An 18,558-nucleotide genomic window follows, 5' to 3' on the forward strand; every position below is an offset into this window, starting at 1 on the left:
TCCAGTGAGCTTACCAGTTTGCGTATGGCCTACGCCTTGCGTATATGGTACGCATTGAGCGTATGGGATACGCATCCTCGACCGTCTTCTTGGAGCCGTCATGCACACGACGATCGACAGTCCTCCGCCGGTATCGGCCCGCCGGCGTCCGTGGTGGCGGCGCCGCTGGACGGTGCCGCTCGGCCTGGTCACGGCCGGGTTCCTCGCGTTCTCGCTGCCGCCGTACCTGACCGGGGACCCGTCGCTGTCCCGGGTGCCGCAGCCAGAGGGGTTCGGCCTGCACTACCCGCTGCTCGTGGCGCACGTACTGTTCGCCTCGGTCGCCATGGTCACCGCGTTCTTCCAGGTGTGGCCGTGGTTTCGGCGGCGGCACCGGGTGTGGCACCGGCGTGCCGGGCGGGTCTACGTGTTCGCCGGGGTGCTGCCTGCCGGGCTGACCGGTCTGGTCATCGGGGCGCGTTCCCCGTTCGGGCTGTTCCTCGCGGTCAGCGACGTGCTCCTCGCCCTGCTGTGGCTCGCCTTCACCCTGGCGGGCTGGCGCGCCGCCCGCGCCCGCCGGTACGCCGACCACCGGCGCTGGATGCTGCGCAGCGCCGTGCTGACCTACTCCATCATCACCAACCGGGTGTGGACCGGGATCCTGATCACCGCCCTGCCCCCGCTGCAGGACACCGTCTTCCGCGGCGATCCCGACCTGATGGCGTGGACGATCTCCGGCCTGTCCGGCTGGCTCGGCTGGACGATCCCGCTGCTGGTCGTGGAGTGGTACCTGGAGCGAGAGGTGGCCCGCCGCGGCCGCCGCACCGCCCTCGCGACCTGATCCCGGAGGCCGGTCTCAGGCCGACCCCGGAACGACCGCCCGCCCCGGAACCACCGCCGCAGGTGCCGGGGCGTTCGCGTCCGCGGAGGACCTGAACTGTGTACGGCGCTGTCTGTGACGGCTCGTCGTCTCGCCATTTCTAGAACGTCTGACGACGTCCCATCGGGTGGTCTCCTTGACCTTGCTACTGGCTGCACCCTTGATCTTGTTCATCGGTAGAGGGGAGTGCGAAGGGAGGCGGCGTATGCGGCGAGGGGAGGACGCTGTGGGGCGAGGGTGGCCTCGGCATCGTGTTCAGCAGGAGCTCCGGGATGGTTGGAGTCGCGGAGCTCCGCCGGCAGGCCCCTGCCGCGTCGTCAGCGCGCGAACTTATCGCGGGCGGCTGGGGTGACGGGGGTGAAGAAGTTGACGAGGTTGCCGTCGGGGTCACGCAACAGGAGTGAGCGGTTGCCCCAGGGCATCGTGGTGGGCTCGTTGACGAACTCCTCGACGAAGCCGGACAGATTCCGATGCACGCCGTCCACGTCGTCGACGAGGAACTCGATGATCACAGTGCGGTTGTCGGCTGGCCGGGCAGCGCCAGGCGCGATGAGCGAGACGGTCCGGGTGCTGCCGATCGCCAGGGTCCCGGAGGTGGTTCTGAGCTCGGCGAAGTCCTCGCTGTATCGGGTGGCGCGTACATCCGTGGCTCGCTCGTAGAAGTCGACGAGGCGCGCGACGTCGCCCGTGATGATGCGGATCGATACGAAGTCCATGGTGGTCTCCCTGCTTATGGGCTGTTTTTCGACCGCAGGCTAGGACGAATACCGGACAGAAACCGCCCAGTATCTCCACTAACTTGTATGTCGTGGCTCGACCTACTCACCGCGTGCTCACGCTGTTAGAGCTCCTGCAGTCGGGCGGCACCCGGACGATGGCCGAACTCGCCGACCGGCTCGGCGTCGACGAGCGCACCGTACGGCGGTACGTGGACCACCTGGTCGACCTCGACGTGCCCGTCGAGTCGGTGCGCGGCCGCTACGGCGGGTACCGGCTCGCCCCCGGATACCGCCTGCCTCCGCTCATGCTGAGCGACGACGAGGCGCTCGCCGTGCTGCTTGGCCTGGTCGCCGGTCGCCGGTCAGGGTTGGTGACGACGATGGGCGCGGCGAGTGAGACGGCGGCGGCCAAGATTCGGCGGGTCCTGCCCGGGCGGCTCGCCCGCAGGCTCGACACGGTGATCGAATCCCTCGCCTTCACAGCTCCACCCGGCGAGTCCGTCACCCCGGAGACCGCGGTCCTGCTCTCCATCGCGGATGCGGTGCGCCATCACCGGCCGATCTCGATCAGGTACACCGCCGCCGACGGCCGGCGCAGCGAACGGACGCTGCATCCCTACGGGCTCGTCGCCCATTCGGGCCGGTGGTACGTCACGGGCGCTGATCCCAAGATCGGTGAGGAGCGGACCTTCCGGCTGGATCGCATCGCGGACGCGAGGACCCTGCCGGGTTCGTTTGAGCCGCCCGCCGGGCTTGATCCGGCGCAGCGCGTTCTGTCCGCCCTCGCCAAGGCTCCGTACCGGCATGAAGTGGTCCTGCTCATCCAGGGGACAGTCGAGCAGATCCGCGCCCGACTTCCCGCCAGCGTCGCGACTGTGGAGGAGCCCGCATCCGCGCACGACACAGATCGCGACACCGAGGGCTGGTTCCGCGTCGAGTTGCGAGCGGAGCGGCTCGACTGGTTGCCTCCGGTGCTCGCGTCGCTCGACCGGCCGTTCGTCATCGAGCGACCAGACGAACTCCGCGGCCTTGTCGCCGCGCTGGCTGACCGGCTCGCGGCCTCCGCCCACAGGGTCCCTCCTGCCCGGGCACAGTTGTCGCGTGAAGCGGAGGGCTTTCACCAGCGATGATTTGTTCAAGTTGCCCAACGGCTACTGCGGCCTCGGCGGCACCGGCGTCTCCTGTCCCGTCGGCCTGACCGCCGCGAAGCCTAATCAGTCGCCCGACTGGGCTGCGGAGAAGTAGCCGGGATCGCTGAAACCTTCGGGCGGCGATTAGGCCTGCTGGGAGGTCTCGTTCTTTGGGCCACAGGTCTCCGGCTCGCGACATTGCCTGCAAGGCACGGCCCGGCTCGCGAATTCGACTCGTACATGTTTCAGATCGATGGCGGCTGTTCATGGAACATAATCCGATATTCGTGCGGTGCTACAATGCAGCCATGAAGGCCGCGTTCCGCACAAGGTACGGTCCACCGGAAGTGGTTACAGTCACAGAAGTGGAGAAGCCTTCGCCCAAGGACGGTGAACTTCTCGTCAAAGTCCACGCGGCGACGGTTAATCGCACCGACTGTGCGCTAAGGGCGGCCAAGCCGTTCATCTGGCGATTCTTCACCGGGCTCATCAGGCCGAGAGTGACGATTCTCGGAAACGAGTTCGCGGGAGAAGTTGAGGCGGTGGGCGCCGGTGTCACGTCCTTCAAGGCCGGCGATAAGGTATTCGGCTACAACGACAGCGGATTCGGGGCCCATGCCGAATATATGACGGTTCCGCACGACGGCACCCTCGCGACGATGCCGGAGGGCCTGACCTTCGAGGAGGCCGCCCCCAGCACGGAGGGATCGCACTATGCCCTCTCGGTGATCAGGGCGGCGAAGACCGAGCGCGGCCACGACGTCCTGGTCTACGGCGCGACCGGGGCCATCGGCTCGGCGGCGGTCCAGCTCCTGAAGAGCGTCGGCGCCAGCGTCACCGCGGTCTGCGGCACGAAGAACATGGAACTCGTCAGGACCCTGGGCGCCGACAAGGTGGTCGACTACACGACCGAGGACTTCACGAAGGACGAGCAGAAATACGACGTCGTCATCGACGCGGTCGGCAAGAGCACGTTCTGGCGATGCAGACGGCTGCTGAAACCACGCGGAGTCTTTCTCGCGACTGACCTGGGCCCATGGCTCCAGAATCCGATCCTGGCGCTCACCACTCCGCTGCTCGGCGGAAAGAAGGTCAAGTTCCCCCTGCCGAAACACGACTCGGCGACGGCACGGTATTTCAAGGGACTGATCGAGTCCGGGCGGTTTAAGCCGGTCATCGACCGGCGGTACCCATTGGACGATATCCTCGAAGCCCACCGGTACGTCGAGACGGGCCAGAAAACGGGAAACGTCGTGATCACCATCGAGCATTCGAGCTGAACCTTTCCGGGAGGGACCGTCCCCCTGGTACCAGGCGGCCAGCGGCGGCAAGGAGTATCGGGCGTCCTCGTGAGCCTCTGGCTGATCCGGCAGTAGATCGCAGCTCTGCGCAGGGGTCACATAGATACACGCTCGTGGGCACCGGCGTCTCCTGTCCCGTCGGCCTGACGACCTCTAGCGGAGAGGAGCGGGATCGTGAGGCCTCCGGGTGGCGTCGCGCTGCTCGGAGGTTTCGTGTTTGCGGGGCGTGATTTTGCTACTTGAAGTAGTAAACTGCCGCTATGAGTGCGCCTGAAGGAGCCTTCCCACCAGGAGAAGGGCCCGCGGCCAAGGTCAGCGTTTCCCTGCGGGCCGGCAACATCCGCGCGATCAAGGAGCGTGTCGGTGCGCGCGGGTTCTCCGCCTATGTGGATGCCGCTGTGGAGCGGCAGATCGAGCGGGACCTGTTGGAGGAGGCCCTGCAGGCGAACGAGAACGAGAGCGGTCCCATCCCGCAGTCCCTTCGGGACGAGGCCGAGCAGTTGTTCCGTAGCGTGAAGTCCGCTCCGGAGCTGCAGGAGAAGCGTGGATGGCACGCGCACGAAGCAAGCTGAGTGCGGGGACGGTCATCCTGGACTCCGAGGGACTTTCGAAGTGGTGCGCAGCCGACCAGCGCGTCACAGCGATCGTCCGTGAGGCGCAGAACAACGACTTCCGCGTTGCCGTCAGTGCCCTGACGCCTATCGAGGCCTTCGACGGCCGGGTGACAGACGATCGGTTGCGCTGGCACCTGTCCCGGATGCGTGTCGAACCGGTGACCGAGGAGGTTTCCGTCCACGCGCTGGACCTGCTCCGTGAGAGCCGTCTTCACGGCCATAAACACGCGATCGACGCTGTCGTGGCCGCCACGGCTCTACGCTCCACTCGCCCCGTCATCATCCTCACCTCGGACGAGGATGACATGAGCAAACTCTGCGGCAAGGCAGTCCGCCTCGTACGCGTGTAGGTGCTGAATTATTGCCCCAGCGATAGGACTACCACCAGCAATACCTTTCAAGTTGGCCAAAGGCTACTGCGGCCTCGGCGGCGCCAACGTCAAGCTAGTGACTCATCGAGGTGGGCGCCTGCCAGACGGGTCTGGCCTCGACCGAGGAGCAGCTGCACAGATCTCGCCGGACGGATCCTCTCAACTCCTGGGCGTGAGCCGTCCGGCTGTCCGGCCCGGTTCTGTCAGGCCAGGGGGGTGTGTCGTTGTGGGTGTACGGATACTTCAAGGACGACGGCGGGGGCGCCGTCGGCGTCGACGAGGTGTTCTTCGACGGTAGGGCCGGTGATGGTCGAGTGGTGGCGGTGTAACCAGCCGAACAGGTCCTGCCCGGCGTGGACCACGTCTGTGGAAGGCGGAACGACGGCTCGTAAGACGGCGCGAGCGGGCAGGGTGAGTTGCTCGCCGCCCCGATCGGTGGTCACCGCCGCCGTGAAGCCGCCGGTCGGCTGCCCGCGCAGCCAGGTCAGCAGGGTCGCCGGCGGTGGCGGCAGCCTGGAGACGGGTCTGGGCGTGCGGAATCTCGGCTGTCTAGCGTTGCTTGAGACGGAGTGCCTCTTTGCGGACCTCGGCCTGGATGGACCGCTCGCGCTCCAGCCACGCCGGGTTCTCCGCCTTCAGCGCATCGATCTCAGCGGTGGTGAGCGGTCCGGTGATTCCGCCTCTGATCAGGCCGGAAATGGAGATTTTCAGCTTCGCGGCGATGACCTGCTTGGGGTGCGGGCCGTTGCGGCGCAGGTCGACGAGCCAGGCGGGTGGCGTCGACTGCAACTCGTTCAGCTCGTCCCTGGAGACGACACCCGCCTGGAACTCGGCGGGAGTGGCCGAGAGGAGGACACCCAGCTTCTTGGCCGCGGTCGCGGGCTTCATCGTCTGGATGGTCTTCGGCTTGGGCGAGCTCATAACGCCAAGAGTAGTCAGTCGGAACGGGTTCCCAGGACATCGGTAGCCTGAGGAAGTGACTGTTGGAGAGACCGGCAAGGCGTTCCGGCTGGCGTACGTGCCCGGGGTGACACCCGCGAAATGGGTCAACACCTGGACCGAGAGGATGCCCGACGTGCCGGTCACCCTGGTCGCGGTTCCCGCCGCCGAGGTGGTGGGACTCCTGCGAAACGGCGGCGCCGACGCCGGGTTCGCCAGGCTGCCGGTCGACCGGGACGGGCTCAGCGTGATTCCTCTCTACGTGGAGACCACGGTGGTCGTGGTGCCCAAGGACCACGCGGTGGCCGCCGCTGACGAGGTGACCATCGCCGACCTCGTCGACGACGAGGTGTTCCACCCCCTGGACGACACCATCGAGTGGACGGTCCGCCCCGGGCGGCCCGCGTTCACCCGCCCGGCCACAACGGCGGACGCGGTCGAGCTGGTGGCGGCCGGCACCGGGATTCTCCTGGTTCCGCAGTCGCTGGCACGCCTCTACCACCGTAGGGATCTGACATATCGGCCGGTGCTCGATGCGCCGCAGTCTCAGGTCGCACTGACCTGGCCCACGGACGCGACCACCGACCTGGTGGAAGATTTCATCGGCATCGTCCGCGGCCGGACGGTGAACAGCTCGCGGGGCCGTATCCCTGCCTCCCCCGCGGCGGAGAAACCAGCACGGCGGCAGGCGCAGAAACCCGCGCAGAACAGCTCCGGTCGCCGGGCCGTGCCGGCCGGCCGCAAGAGGAGGGGCTACAGGTCTCGGTGACCTGCGCCCTTAACCTGCCGACACAGGCGCCCCTTCGGCTTGATGCCGACCGGGCCGGCGACTTCTTCAGTGCGGCGAACGGCTCGTCGCCTTTCCCGGGCCCGATGGCACTCTCATGTGATTGCTTGAGCGCGACCATCAAGCCATAAGCCTCATGCCCGGGCGTCCGCGGCGGGCTTGAGCACTTCCCTGCACCAGGTGCGGAAGTCTGTCGACGTGGGCTTGGCGGTCGCCCAGTCCGCGTCGTAGATGCCGTGGTCCTGTGCGGCGAACGCCTCGGTCACGTCCTTGATCGCCTGGTCGTCGGCGCCTCGGGCGCGGAGCAGCGACGCGTAGTCGTCCATGCTCACGCGACGGTAGGCGACCGGACGCCCGAGTTCCTCGTGACCGACGTCGTGGCGGGCGATGGCAGCGGCGCCGGTCCGGGCGAAACCGAGGTAGTGCTCCTCGGCGCTCGGTGCCCGCGGATTCGGCGGGACGAGCCAGGACAGCGCTTCGGCCCCGGGCAGTGCCTTGTCGAGCACGGCCGGATCATCGTGGGAGCCATCGATGGTCTCGACCCGCCGGCGAACCGTGTCATCCAGACGCGAGGCGTCACGGACGACGACCCGGACATCCTTGTCCTGGTCGAGCAACTGACGGACCAGCTGACTGCCGATCTGTCCTGTCGGTGTGGTGACGACGATCATTAGATCTCCTTTAACCTGAGCCTGAACTCCGGTTCCGAATATACCGGGCTCCGGCGCGTCGCCAATTAGAGTGGAGTGACCATGACCGCTCCCGAACGCTTGTTGCGCGCCGACGCCCGGCGCAACCGCGAGGCCGTCCTCGACGCCGCCGGCGAGCTGTTCGCCCAGCGAGGCGACGCCGTACAGATGGACGAGATCGCCGAGCGCGCCGGCTTGGGTGTCGGCACCCTCTATCGGCACTTCGCCGACAAGCGAGCACTGCTCGCGGCGATCATCGGCCGCCGGTTCGAGGCGATGACCGCCCTCGCCCGCGCCGCCGCCGAGGCCGAGGATCCCTGGGTGGCGTTCGAGACGCTGCTCTACGGCTATCTGGAGTCCGCGGAGTCCGACGCCGCGTTCCGCTTCGCGCTCCTCGGCCCGGAAGAGCCGAGCTGGAACGACATCGCCGCAGAGAAGACGGATTTCTCGGCGATCACCGAACGCATCGTGCGGCGCGCCGTCGACGCCGGCCGCCTCCGTGAAGACTTCCGCGCCGATGACTTCGTCCTCGTCACCCGTGGCGCCATGGCCAACATGACCGGCGCCGGTGGCTGGCGCAGGCACGTCACGCTTGTGCTCGAGGGCATTCGCGGCCCCGAACGCTGATCACTGCTCCGTACCGGCGACGGGGACGACATGAGCGAGCGTCACCCGATCGCGTCCGCGCCACAAACAGGCATGGTGTGATGATCCACATGAACGAGACGGAACAACAGGTTCCAGGCGATCTCGACCTGCTGGTGAGGATGGAGCAGAACCTTGCCGAGCATGCCTGCCACCTGCACCGCCGCATGGAGCGCTCGACCGTCATGGAGACGGACGACCTCCTGATCGCCGACAGCGGGCTTGACGACGACACGTTCAATATCGTCGCGGCGGCGCGTTTCACCGCGGACACCGCCCCCGCGCGGGTGGCGGAGACTGTCCGTGCAGTGGCCGCAACCGGTCGCCCCTTCTCCTGGTGGGTCGGCCCCGCCTCCACACCACCAGGCCTCGCCTCGCTCCTGAAGGGCGCCGGTCTGGAGGCGGCCGAGACCGAGGCGGGCATGTGGAAGGACCTGCATGCGGCACTGCCGAAGCCGCACGCCGACGACCTGGACATCCGCCTGGTGTCAACTCCGAAGCGGCTCGCCGACTACGCGATGGTCCTGGCCGCGAACTGGGACCCGCCGGCCGCCACGGTGCGCCGGTTCTTCACCGACGCCGCCGAGTGGGCCCTCGCTCCCGACTGCCCCGCCCGGTACCTCATCGGCTACGTGAGCGGCCGCCCGGTCTGCTCGGCCGAGGTCTTCCTCCACGGGGGAGTCGCCGGGATCTACAACATCGCGACCCTCGTGACAGAACGCCGGCGCGGCTACGGTGGCGCCATCACCCTGGCCGCCTTGCACACCGCGTACCGCGAGGGCTACCGCACCGCGGTTCTGCAGGCATCTTCGGACGGTGAGCCCGTCTACCGCCGCCTCGGATTCGAAACCTGCGGCCGGTTCACCGAGTACGCCATCGCATGAGGCGCTTCCTCAGGAACGAAGGTCGCCGTATCTACGCCGCCTCACCTGGTCGGCGCCCGCACGGCCGTCTCGGGGCGACTCCCCGCTGAGCGTCGCCTCAGCGGATTTCCGATGATGCAACATTTCGGGGTTCTGGTGCGTCTCAGCCGGGATGGACGAGAGGATTCCCGCCCGTGGATGACGTGCCGGATTTCGCGGACTTCGCCGCCGATCGGATCGATGCGTTGTTCCGCTACGCCTACATGCTCACCGGCAACCCGCACGACGCCGCCGACCTCGTCCAGGAGGCGATGGTACGGCTGCGCAGCTCATGGCCGCGCGTGCGGCACAAGCACAACCCGGAGAGCTACGTGAGAACCACGATCACCCGGCTGCACATCTCCGTCTGGAGACGGCGCAGGCGCGAACATCTGGCATGGGAGGTGCCCGAACAGCCGCAACCGATGGCGGAGCCACCGCTGGACCTCTGGGACGAACTGGTCAAGCTGCCCAAGAGGCAGCGGGCCGTACTGGTCCTGCGCTACTACGAGGACCGATCGGATGCCGAGATCGCCGAGATCCTCGGGATTTCTCCCGGAACCGTACGGAGTCAGGCATCCCGCGCTCTCGGCAAACTGCGCGACACCGTCACCCCGCTGAGGAGACTGCGATGAACGACGTCGAAGAGGCGCTGCGCCGTACGTTCGCCGACGCGGAGGCGCGGATGCCGGCCACTCCGCCGGATCTGCTGCGTCAGGTGACCGTGGGGCAGACCCGGCGCGGACGCCGTGGCCTGGTGGTGGCGACCGCGATGGCCACCTGTCTGGTGATCTGGGCGGCGTCGGCGGTGACGTGGCGGGCTCCCGCGCCGCCACCCGCCATCACGGCCAAGCCCGCGCCGCACATTCACGAACCACGGATCGTGGAGGAGATCGCGCCGCCGCTGGAACAGATACTGCCTTCGGTGATCGCGGAGGTCCCCCGGAAGGTCCCCAACGGTAAGGCCTTCACGCCGAAGCTGTTCATCGATCCACGCACCATGCTCGGGTACGTGTCGAAGAAGGGCTACGATCCTGCGCCTCAATTGTGGGCTTATCACCTGGAATCGCAGACCTTTCAGCGCCTGGCCGTCATCGACTATCCCATCGCGCCGGTGGACTCGCTGGCGGTGGGCGAAGGCGTGATCGTCTGGTTCAAGTACGTGGACCGAGACGTTCACATCATGACGGTTCCGGTGACCGGGGGCACTCCCCGCACGGTGGTCTCGTTCCCGGCCGAGCTGGATGTGGACAAGGCGAACGGGGACACCATCTACGGGGTGGACCTGGCGGTCGGCGACGGCAGGATCTTCTGGTCGTCGACCAAGTCGGGAGGCGTCAACCAGGTTCCGGTGGCGGGCGGCGAACCGTCGTTCGTCCCGGGCACGAAGGGGCTGCGTCTGTTCTCCTGGCCCTGGGCGGGGCGTCCCGCCGATGGTCCGGGGGCCATGACGAATCTGCTCAACCTGAGCACGGGGGAGCGGCTCGAAGATCGAGCGCAGGCGCGGTGCGATGTGGCCTGGTGCCTCACCGGCGACCAGGCGACCCGCCGCGATGGCAGCCAGGTTCTGGACCTGCCGGGCGACAGCCCACGGTCACTCGTGGCCGATCGCTTCGTCACCCTGAGCCAGGTCGACGAGCAGGGACGGAAGGCCACAGTGATCTTCGATCTCGCCACGTCACGGGCCGGCAGGCTGTGGATTCGCGACGACCGCAAGGCATCCCCCACCCTCTACACCGATACGGAGATGCTCTACTTCAAGCGCGGTGACAAGTGGGCCGTCATTCACGACCCGGACCGTTAGCCCAGGAAACCCGCGGTCCGCCCCGGCCGCGGTGCAGAGACGCGTCGAGCGGCATGGCAGCGGCCGGCGGGCCGGTCACGCGCCCGGCGATGCGACCGACTCCCGCACGCGGATGGGCATCGGCACGCGATGCACCTCGCCCTCCCCGCCGTCGTCCTCACGGTCACGGCCGATCTCCGTGAACAGCACGTCGACGGCCTTGCGGCCGAGCTCGTAGTGGGGGAGGGCCACCGTCGTCAGCTGGGGACGCATCCACGCGGCGATCGGGTGGTCGTCGAAGGACACGACGGAGACGTCGGCGGGCACCTTGAGCCCGCAGTCGTCGAGCGCCTGGTAGGCGCCGAGGGCGACCCGGTCGTTGAAGCAGATCAACGCCCGCGGGCGCTCCTTCTGCAGCAGTGCCCGGGTCGCGGCGAGGCCGTACTCCGGTTGCCAGTCAGGGCAGACGTGGCCGCCGGCCGGCTTGACCCCCGCCTCGGCGAGCACCTCGCGAATGCCGATGAGCCGTTCGACGGCCGCGACGCTTCCACCCGGCGGGACGTTGCGCCGTCCGGGGCCGGCGCCGATCAGGTGGATGCCCTCGCGATGACCGGCGTCGAGCAGAGCCCTCGCGGCGACGCGTCCGGCCTCGATCTCGTCGGGGATGACCGAGGGCAACGGTGACGGCTGTTTGGGGAGCGCGTTGAGCAGGACGGCGGGGGCGGCCGCCATGCCCTTCGGCACCCTGATGGTTCTCGTGTACATCGAGGCCAGGATGATCCCGTCCACCTGACGGTCGTGCATGGCCTGCAGCAGGAGGCGTTCGAGCTCGGCGTCGCCCTCCGTCTCACCGATGAACAGCATGAAGCCGCGCTCCCGCGCGGCCTCAAGTGCTCCTTTGATCATGTCGCCGGCGAGCCGCGATGTCGCGACCGTGTCGGAAATGAAGCCGATAGTCCGAGTTGTCCCAGTTCGCAGGCCTACGGATACGATGTTCGGCCGGTACTGCAACTCGGCCGCGGCCTTGAGAACGCGCTGCTCGACGTCCTGCGAGATGCGCAACTCCCTGCCGCGTCCGGACAACACGAGCGACGCGGTGGTCGGCGAGACGCCGGCGATCTTGGCGACGTCGGCCAGCGTGACCCGTCGTCGGCTCACCGAGTGACCTCCTGCGATGTGGGGGTTGACACCCCGCGACACGTGTGATGAGACTATCGCACTGCTAATCCGATTTAGCAAACCTGAGTCCTGGGGCGTCCGGTGTATGCCGGTGAGTCCCCGAGCAATCAAGGAGACGCATATGTCGCGTCGAATTCGCTGGAGCGGGGCCGCGCTCGCGGTCGCGATGGGAGGGACGCTGGCGGGCTGCGGGGCGCCCGGCGGCGACGCCCCCCAGCCGGAGGCCACCAGTTCGTCCCTGACGGCCGCGCCGACCTGCGGCACGGCGCCGGTCACGCTCAACGCCTACATCGAGACCGGCTTCCCCCTGCCGAAGGAGCTCAGCACCGAGTTCTCCAAGCAGCATCCGAACGTGAAGTGGAACATCCGCGAGGACCAGTTCGCGGTGATCACGCAGAACGCGCCGCGCGTCCTCGCCGACGACCCGCCGGACCTGATGCGCCTCCCGCAGGTGTCGGAGTTGGTGAAGAACAACCTGCTGAAGAACCTCGACGGTTACGCGAAGGCGTTCGGCTGGGACTCCTGGCCGGCGTCGCAGCTGGAGCAGATGCGGCTCGGCCCCGGCGGGAAGACGCGCGGCGATGGGTCGCTGTACGCCATGGGGCTGAACTTCAGCATGACCGGCGTGTTCTACAACAAGAAGCTCGCCGACAAGATCGGCATGTCGTCCCCGCCGGCCACCCTGGCCGAACTGGACGACGCGCTCGCGAAGGCCAAGAGCGCGGGCATCCCCCCGATCGCCCAGTTCAACGGGGGCGCCACCGGTGGTCTCGCCTTCCCGCTGCAGGACCTCATGGCCTCGTACGGTCCCTCGGGACCGATCAACGAGTGGATCTACCAGAAGCCGGGCGCCACGATCGACACCCCCTCCAACCTGGAGGCGACGCGGCACCTGGAGAAGTGGATCAAGGCCGGGTACTTCTGGAAGGACGTCAACGCCGTCGACTACGCGACGATGATGAGCCGCTTCGTCAAGGGCGAGGGCCTGTTCATGTTCAACGGCGACTGGGAGTCGGGGAACCTCGACAAGCAGATGCCGGGCGACGTGGGCTTCTTCCTGATGCCCCCGGCGCAGCAGGGCGGCAAGCAGGCCGCGATGTCGGCGCCCCTCACCTACGGGATCAGCTCCAGGGCGAAGAACGCCGACTGCGCGGCGTTCTTCCTCAACTGGGTGGCCACCGACCCGAAGGCGCGTGAGATCGGCGTGAAGGTCGGCGGGTCGCACCCCATGGGCCCGGCGGACGCCCCCATGCCGGAGGTGGCGAAGGACACGGTCACCGCGAGCACCCTGGCGGCAGGCGCGAAGATCGCCGAGGACAACGGCGCGATGGACTTCATCGCCAACGCCACCGGCGCGATCTACGCCAAGAGCTGGACGCCCCAGTTGCAGAAGCTGGTCGCCGGTCAGCAGACCCCCGAGGAACTGCTGAAGTCGGTGCAGAGCGACTACACGAGCCAGGTCGGGGGGAGCTGAGCACCGATGACACGGCCGACTCCCGACAGCGCGGTCGAGTCCCCAGCGACCCGCCCCGGGCCGGCAGCCGTGACGAGGAAGCCCGTGTCGAGGAAGCAGGGCCCCGCCCGCGCGGCGGGGCTCCGCACACCGAGTTGGGTGGGCTGGCTCTTCGTGGCTCCGGCACTCGGCGTCTACGCGGTCTTCGTACTGCGCCCGATCGCGCTCACCGTCCAGTACTCGATGTACCGCTGGGACGGCATCGGCCCCTCCACCTGGGCCGGACTGGGCAACTACGTCCGGGTCTTCACCGACCCCGACCTGTTCGCCTCCATCCTCAACGCGATCAAGCTGATCGTCTTCTTCAGCGCGATCCCGGTCGTGCTGGGCCTCGCGATCGCTTCGACGATCCGCCGGATCGCCACGAGCCGGCTCGCGCTGGTGGCGCGGACCGTCCTGTTCCTGCCGCAGGTCATCCCGCTCGTCGCCGCCGGCATCGCCTGGAGCTGGCTGATGTCGTCGACCGGCCTGGTCAACCAGCTGCTCACGTACGCCGGGCTCGGCGACGTGGCCCGCGCGTGGCTGGGCGACTTCTCCACGGCTCTGCCGGCGGTCGGCGTGATCGGAGCGTGGGTGCTGCTCGGCCTGTGCACGATCCTCCTCCTGTCCGGCATGAGCAAGATCGATCCGGCGCTGTACGAGGCCGCCCGGATGGACGGGGCAGGCCCGCTGCGCGAGTTCGTCTCGATCACCGTGCCCAGCCTGCGGCAGGAGATCGGCGTCTGCGTCACGGTGACCGTGATCGCGGCTCTCGCGAGCTTCGACATCGTCTACGTCTCCACTCAGGGCGGACCGGGGAACGCGACCATGGTCCCCGGGCTGGAGATCTACTACCTGGCGTTCTCCGAGCGGCAGGTGGGCATGGCGTCCGCACTGGCCGTCGTGCTCATGCTGCTCGTCATCCTCGTCGCCCTTCCCATCCAGTGGCTCACCAAGGACAGGTCCTCATGATCGTCGGACGTAGGGAGACCTGGACCGGAAGGCTGCTGCTCGTCCTGCTGATGGCGGTCACGCTCATGCCGTTCGTCAGCCTGTTCGTCACCGCCCTGCACCCGTCCGGCAGCTACCCCTCGGGCCTGGAGTGGCCGCGCGACCCGCAGTGGGGCAACTTCGTCAGGGCGTTCGAGGCCGCGCGGATGATCGAGCTGGTGAAGTCGAGCACGCTCATCGTGCTCGGCGTGGTTCCCGTCGCGCTGCTCCTCGGGACGCTGGCCGGCTTCGCCATCGGCCACCTGCGGATGGCGGGGCGGAATCTGGTGTTCCTGCTGTTCGTGCTCGGGCTGACGCTGCCGTTCGAGGGCATCATCACGCCGCTGTACTACCAGGTGCGCGACATGGGACTGCTGAACACCAGGTGGGCCATCATCCTGCCGCTCATCGGGTTGTACATGCCGTTCGCGGTCTTCTGGATGCGGGCGCACTTCGTGAACATGCCCGACGAGCTGTCGGAGAGCGCGCGGATGGACGGCGCGAACGTGTGGCAGCTCTTCTGGCGCATCCACGTCCCGCTGGCCATGCCGGCGCTGTCGTCCCTGGCCATCCTGCTGTTCCTGTGGACCTGGAACCAGTTCCTCCTGGCGATCGTCCTCGTCGACGACCCGCTGAAACGGACGATGTCCGGGGCCCTGGGCGCCTTCCAGGGCCAGTGGGGGACGAACATGCCGCTGCTGTGCGCGGGATCGCTGCTGATCCTGGCCCCCACGCTCGTGATCTTCCTCATCTTCCAGCGCCGCTTCGTCACGGCTCTGCTGCAGGGCTCTTTGAAGGGGTGACGCGGATGGACGGAGCCGCCCGGGTCTACGGGGGGATCGAAGCGGGCGGGACCAAGTGGGTGTGCGCGGTCGCCGACGCCGGGGGTGACCTTCTGGCGACCGAGGTGATCCCCACGACCACGCCGGAGACGACGATCCGCGCGGCGGTGCGGTTCTTCGAAGGCCATCGGCCGCTCGCCGCGCTCGGCGTCGGCACCTTCGGCCCGGTGGACGTGCGGCCGGGCTCGCCGACGTACGGCCGCATCCTGGCCACGCCCAAGCAGGGCTGGGCGAACGCCGACGTCGTCTCCCCTTTCCGCGCCGCGCTGGGCGTACCCGTCCGTCTGGACACGGACGTCAACGCCGCGGCGCTGGGGGAATGGCGGCGGGGAGCGGGCATGGGGCTCGGCACGTTCGCGTACATGACCGTGGGCACCGGTGTCGGCGTGGGAGCGGTGGTGAACGACGGGCTCGTGCACGGACTCCTGCACGGACTTCTGCACCCTGAGTTCGGCCACATCCGCATCCCCCGCGACCCGGTCAGGGACCCGTTCACGGGGAGCTGTCCCTTCCACGGCGACTGCCTCGAAGGGCTCGCGTCGGGTGAGGCGATGCGGCGGCGATGGGGGCGTCCCGCCGAGCACCTGGACGACCCCTCGGCCTGGGAACTCGAGGCCGAGTACGTCGCCCTCGCCGTCGTGAACCTGACCTACACGCTGTCGCCCGAGCGGATCGTCGTGGGCGGGGGCGTCGCCAAGCACCCCGCGCTGCTTCCGGCCGTCCGGGCGCGGCTGCTCACCCTCGCGGCGGGCTACCCGGGGGCGCCGGTGCCCGTCGGCCAGGCGGCCATGGACGAGTACGTCGTCGGCCCCTCCCTCGGCGACCGCTCGGGAGTGGCCGGAGCCGTGGAACTCGCGCGCGCGGCGGGGCCCGCGCCGAGTTCACCCCGTTTCTGACGACGCTTTCTGTGACGCGCCGGGAAACGCCCCGCGCGATCGAGTTGGAGGTTCTTCGAATGGCTCCATGGGGGCGGCGAGGCGGCACGCCCGGACCGGAGACCCGGTCCGGCGCGTACGAGGCCCTCGCCGGCGGACGGCGACGTGACGGGGGGACCGCGTGAACGGCGAGCCCGCGCGCTGGACGCGGCGGCACCTCGCGGCACCGGCCGGCGGTGCGGCGACGACGGCACCGGTCATCGGCCTTCCTGCACCGCCGCGTGTGCTGCCTCACGACGACATCTGGGATCTGTGGCCGATCCAGGAGGAGGACGGCTCGACGTCCGTGGTGCGGGGCCGCGAGTTGTGGATCGCGCTCTCCGCGCCCGCCCTCGGCCACCCCGAGGAGCGTCACGACCGCGCCCGCCTCCGGCTGCTCGCCAGGGATGCCGACGGCTGGACGGACCTCGGCCACGCCTTCGCCGACGGAGCCTCGCCGGGCAGCCGCGAATGGTCGGGATCGGCGGTCCGCAGACCGGACGGCACGGTGTCGGTGTTCTACACGGCGGCGGGCCGGCGGGGGGAAGCCCGCCCGACGTTCGCCCAGACCGTCGTCGAGGCCCGCGCCCGGCTGCTGACCGACGGCGGCCGGATCCAGCTGGACCAGGCCGCCGAGCACCGGGAGGTGCTCCGCTCGGACGGTGTGACGTACCTGCCGGCCGACGAGGTCGAGGGAGGGCCCGGGCGGATCAAGGCATTCCGCGATCCCGGCTGGTTCCGCGACCCCGCCGACGGGCGTGAGTACCTGCTCGTCGCCGCGTCCGTCACGGCGTCCGCCGACGCGGACCACGCCTTCATGGGCGCGGTGGCCCTCGCCGCCGCGACACCGGGCGGCTGGTCGCTGCGGCCGCCCCTGCTCGTGGCCGACGGAGTCAACCACGAGATCGAACGGCCGCACATCGTGGTGCACCGGTCGTCGTACTACCTCTTCTTCTGCACGCATCGTCACTCGTTCCACCCGCCGGGAAGCGCGCCCTCAGGGCTCTACGGCTTCGTCGCACCCGGCCTCACCGGGCCGTACACGCCGCTCAACGGCTCGGGGCTCGTGCTGCGCAACCCGGTGGAGGAGCCCGACCAGGCGTACGCCTGGCTGGTCCTGCCCGACCTGAAGGTCGTGAGCTTCCTCAACTACCGCTCCACCGGAGGGCCGGATCCGTGGACGGCCGAGCCCGCCGAGGCGAGGGCCGCCTTCGGCGGGACGATCGCGCCCGTTCTCGAACTCACCCTGCACGAGGACGCCACCTCTGTGGTCGTTCCCGTGTCCACGGGAGCAGGGCGTTGAGCACGTCGCGCGGCGCGGCGGCGGGAGTGCTCGCGGCGGCCGCCGTCGCTGCCGCCGCGGCGCGTCGTCACCACACACTCTCGGCCGTCGCGCCGGACCTGAGGACGCCGGCCCTGAGGACACCGGCGCTGTGGCTGCCGCGCCCGATTATCGGCAAGCTGAGCCTGGCCCTCGCCCGGCGGCTCTCGCGCCACACGACGCAGCCGGTCACGGGAGTGGCGGTCACGCGGCACGACGTCCCCGGCGGACGGGACGCCTACGTGTACGAGTCGCCGGGCCGCCGGCGCCCCGGCGGGGCGCTGCTGTGGATCCATGGGGGCGGCACGATTGTCGGCCACCCCGAGAGCGACCACGAACTGTGCAGCCGCATCGCCCGTGACCTGCGGATCACGGTGGTGAGCGCACGATACCGGCTCGCTCCGGAGCACCCTTTCCCCGCAGGGTTCGACGACTGCTTCGCCGCGCTGCGCTGGATGCACGACGCCGCACCCGCGCTCGGTGTGGACGGCGCGCGCGTCGCCGTGGGAGGAGCGAGCGCCGGCGGCGGACTGGCGGCCTCGGTCGTGCAGAAGGCGCACGATCAGGGGCTTCCGGTGGCGTTCCAGATGCTCCTGTATCCCATGTTGGACGACCGAACGGCCCTGGTGCGCGACCATCGGGGACGCGGCAGGATCGGGTGGACGCCGCGCTCCAACACGTACGCCTGGACCTGCTATCTCGGCTGCGGGCCGCGCGTCGCCGAACCCCGCCCCTACGCCGCGGCGGGCCGCCGGGAGGATCTGCGTGGCCTGCCGCCCGCGTGGATCGGCGTCGGCGACCTCGACCTGTTCCACCCGGAGAACCTGCGCTACGCCGAACGGCTCAGGGCGGCCGGCGTACCGGTCGACCTCGCCGTCGAGCCCGGCATGTACCACGGCGCCGACTTCGACCACCACACGACCGTGCCGTCGATGCGCGCGTTCCGCCAGGGCATGCTCGACGCTCTGGCCCGCTGCCCCGCCGGCCTGACGACCCCCGGCGGAGAGTAGGCGGATCGTGAGACCTCCGGGCGGCGGTCGCGCTGCCCGGAGGTCGCGTGTAGGAGCTGAGCCGACGGCCC

At 68.9% G+C, this 18,558-nt stretch carries 20 protein-coding genes; 16 read left to right on the forward strand and 4 right to left on the reverse strand.

Annotated features, from left to right (window positions below):
- The first annotated feature begins 100 nt into the window (after window positions 1-100).
- Window positions 101-820 carry a DUF2306 domain-containing protein gene (locus tag HHX30_RS08275; protein WP_169981081.1) on the forward strand — a complete coding sequence of 240 codons (720 nt, stop codon included), beginning with the start codon at window positions 101-103 and terminating at the stop codon, window positions 818-820.
- Between the two features lie 356 nt (window positions 821-1,176).
- On the opposite strand, the gene HHX30_RS08280 is transcribed toward HHX30_RS08275, so the two are convergent.
- Window positions 1,177-1,575 (reverse strand): VOC family protein, encoded by a 399-nt coding sequence (locus tag HHX30_RS08280; RefSeq protein ID WP_169981082.1) that lies wholly within the window; start codon window positions 1,573-1,575, stop codon window positions 1,177-1,179.
- Window positions 1,576-1,688: 113 nt separating this feature from the next.
- Between HHX30_RS08280 and HHX30_RS08285 the strand changes: the two genes are divergently transcribed.
- From HHX30_RS08285 to HHX30_RS08300, 4 genes are all read left to right on the forward strand, one after another.
- Window positions 1,689-2,708 (forward strand): YafY family protein, encoded by a 1,020-nt coding sequence (locus HHX30_RS08285; protein WP_311922209.1) that lies wholly within the window; start codon window positions 1,689-1,691, stop codon window positions 2,706-2,708.
- A gap of 308 nt (window positions 2,709-3,016) precedes the next feature.
- Complete coding sequence (locus HHX30_RS08290; RefSeq protein WP_169981084.1) at window positions 3,017-3,988, forward strand: NAD(P)-dependent alcohol dehydrogenase; 972 nt, start codon at window positions 3,017-3,019, stop codon at window positions 3,986-3,988.
- 281 nt (window positions 3,989-4,269) lie between these two features.
- The gene (locus HHX30_RS08295) at window positions 4,270-4,581 is read left to right on the forward strand and encodes a hypothetical protein (RefSeq protein ID WP_169981085.1); all 312 of its coding nucleotides are present in this window, start codon (window positions 4,270-4,272) and stop codon (window positions 4,579-4,581) included.
- On the forward strand, window positions 4,557-4,973 hold the full coding sequence (locus HHX30_RS08300; RefSeq protein WP_169981086.1) for a PIN domain-containing protein: 417 nt from the start codon (window positions 4,557-4,559) through the stop codon (window positions 4,971-4,973). Before HHX30_RS08295 ends, HHX30_RS08300 begins: the two co-directional genes overlap by 25 nt.
- Window positions 4,974-5,543: 570 nt before the next feature.
- Here the strand turns inward: HHX30_RS08300 and HHX30_RS08305 are convergent.
- Complete coding sequence (locus HHX30_RS08305) at window positions 5,544-5,915, reverse strand: DUF5997 family protein (RefSeq protein ID WP_169981088.1); 372 nt, start codon at window positions 5,913-5,915, stop codon at window positions 5,544-5,546.
- A gap of 55 nt (window positions 5,916-5,970) precedes the next feature.
- Between HHX30_RS08305 and HHX30_RS08310 the strand changes: the two genes are divergently transcribed.
- On the forward strand, window positions 5,971-6,702 hold the full coding sequence (locus tag HHX30_RS08310; RefSeq protein WP_311922210.1) for a LysR family substrate-binding domain-containing protein: 732 nt from the start codon (window positions 5,971-5,973) through the stop codon (window positions 6,700-6,702).
- A 152-nt stretch (window positions 6,703-6,854) separates the two neighbouring features.
- Here HHX30_RS08310 and HHX30_RS08315 read toward each other — a convergent pair whose 3' ends face one another.
- Window positions 6,855-7,391 carry an NAD(P)H-binding protein gene (locus HHX30_RS08315; protein WP_169981090.1) on the reverse strand — a complete coding sequence of 179 codons (537 nt, stop codon included), beginning with the start codon at window positions 7,389-7,391 and terminating at the stop codon, window positions 6,855-6,857.
- Window positions 7,392-7,472: 81 nt separating this feature from the next.
- Here HHX30_RS08315 and HHX30_RS08320 point away from each other — a divergent pair, with 81 nt between their 5' ends.
- The 4 genes from HHX30_RS08320 to HHX30_RS08335 all read left to right on the forward strand — a co-directional run bounded on the left by HHX30_RS08320 (window position 7,473) and on the right by HHX30_RS08335 (window position 10,760).
- Window positions 7,473-8,036, forward strand: coding sequence for a TetR/AcrR family transcriptional regulator (locus HHX30_RS08320; protein WP_169981091.1), 564 nt, complete (start codon window positions 7,473-7,475; stop codon window positions 8,034-8,036).
- A gap of 89 nt (window positions 8,037-8,125) precedes the next feature.
- Window positions 8,126-8,938: a GNAT family N-acetyltransferase gene (locus HHX30_RS08325; protein WP_211591749.1), complete on the forward strand. Its 813-nt coding sequence runs from the start codon at window positions 8,126-8,128 to the stop codon at window positions 8,936-8,938.
- 173 nt (window positions 8,939-9,111) lie between these two features.
- Window positions 9,112-9,591, forward strand: a complete 480-nt coding sequence (locus HHX30_RS08330; protein WP_169981092.1) for a SigE family RNA polymerase sigma factor — start codon at window positions 9,112-9,114, stop codon at window positions 9,589-9,591.
- A gap of 50 nt (window positions 9,592-9,641) precedes the next feature.
- Entirely contained in the window at window positions 9,642-10,760 is a 1,119-nt protein-coding gene (locus HHX30_RS08335; protein ID WP_169981093.1) for a hypothetical protein, read from the forward strand.
- Between the two features lie 75 nt (window positions 10,761-10,835).
- Here HHX30_RS08335 and HHX30_RS08340 read toward each other — a convergent pair whose 3' ends face one another.
- A complete protein-coding gene (locus HHX30_RS08340; RefSeq protein ID WP_169981094.1) occupies window positions 10,836-11,897 on the reverse strand; it encodes a LacI family DNA-binding transcriptional regulator in 1,062 nt (353 codons plus the stop codon).
- A 142-nt stretch (window positions 11,898-12,039) separates the two neighbouring features.
- Between HHX30_RS08340 and HHX30_RS08345 the strand changes: the two genes are divergently transcribed.
- The 6 genes from HHX30_RS08345 to HHX30_RS08370 all read left to right on the forward strand — a co-directional run bounded on the left by HHX30_RS08345 (window position 12,040) and on the right by HHX30_RS08370 (window position 18,487).
- On the forward strand, window positions 12,040-13,392 hold the full coding sequence (locus HHX30_RS08345) for an ABC transporter substrate-binding protein (protein ID WP_169981095.1): 1,353 nt from the start codon (window positions 12,040-12,042) through the stop codon (window positions 13,390-13,392).
- An 84-nt stretch (window positions 13,393-13,476) separates the two neighbouring features.
- A complete protein-coding gene (locus tag HHX30_RS08350; RefSeq protein WP_311922211.1) occupies window positions 13,477-14,382 on the forward strand; it encodes a sugar ABC transporter permease in 906 nt (301 codons plus the stop codon).
- Complete coding sequence (locus HHX30_RS08355; protein WP_169981097.1) at window positions 14,379-15,203, forward strand: carbohydrate ABC transporter permease; 825 nt, start codon at window positions 14,379-14,381, stop codon at window positions 15,201-15,203. The genes HHX30_RS08350 and HHX30_RS08355 overlap by 4 nt, the downstream gene beginning before the upstream one ends.
- 5 nt (window positions 15,204-15,208) lie before the next feature.
- On the forward strand, window positions 15,209-16,138 hold the full coding sequence (locus tag HHX30_RS08360) for an ROK family protein (RefSeq protein WP_169981098.1): 930 nt from the start codon (window positions 15,209-15,211) through the stop codon (window positions 16,136-16,138).
- Window positions 16,139-16,298: 160 nt separating this feature from the next.
- Window positions 16,299-17,459, forward strand: a complete 1,161-nt coding sequence (locus tag HHX30_RS08365) for a glycoside hydrolase family 68 protein (RefSeq protein ID WP_169981100.1) — start codon at window positions 16,299-16,301, stop codon at window positions 17,457-17,459.
- Window positions 17,456-18,487, forward strand: a complete 1,032-nt coding sequence (locus tag HHX30_RS08370; protein WP_169981102.1) for an alpha/beta hydrolase — start codon at window positions 17,456-17,458, stop codon at window positions 18,485-18,487. Before HHX30_RS08365 ends, HHX30_RS08370 begins: the two co-directional genes overlap by 4 nt.
- Window positions 18,488-18,558: the final 71 nt, after the last annotated feature.

Origin of the sequence: Microbispora sp. H10836, assembly GCF_012999525.1 — a bacterium.
GTDB lineage: Bacteria > Actinomycetota > Actinomycetes > Streptosporangiales > Streptosporangiaceae > Microbispora.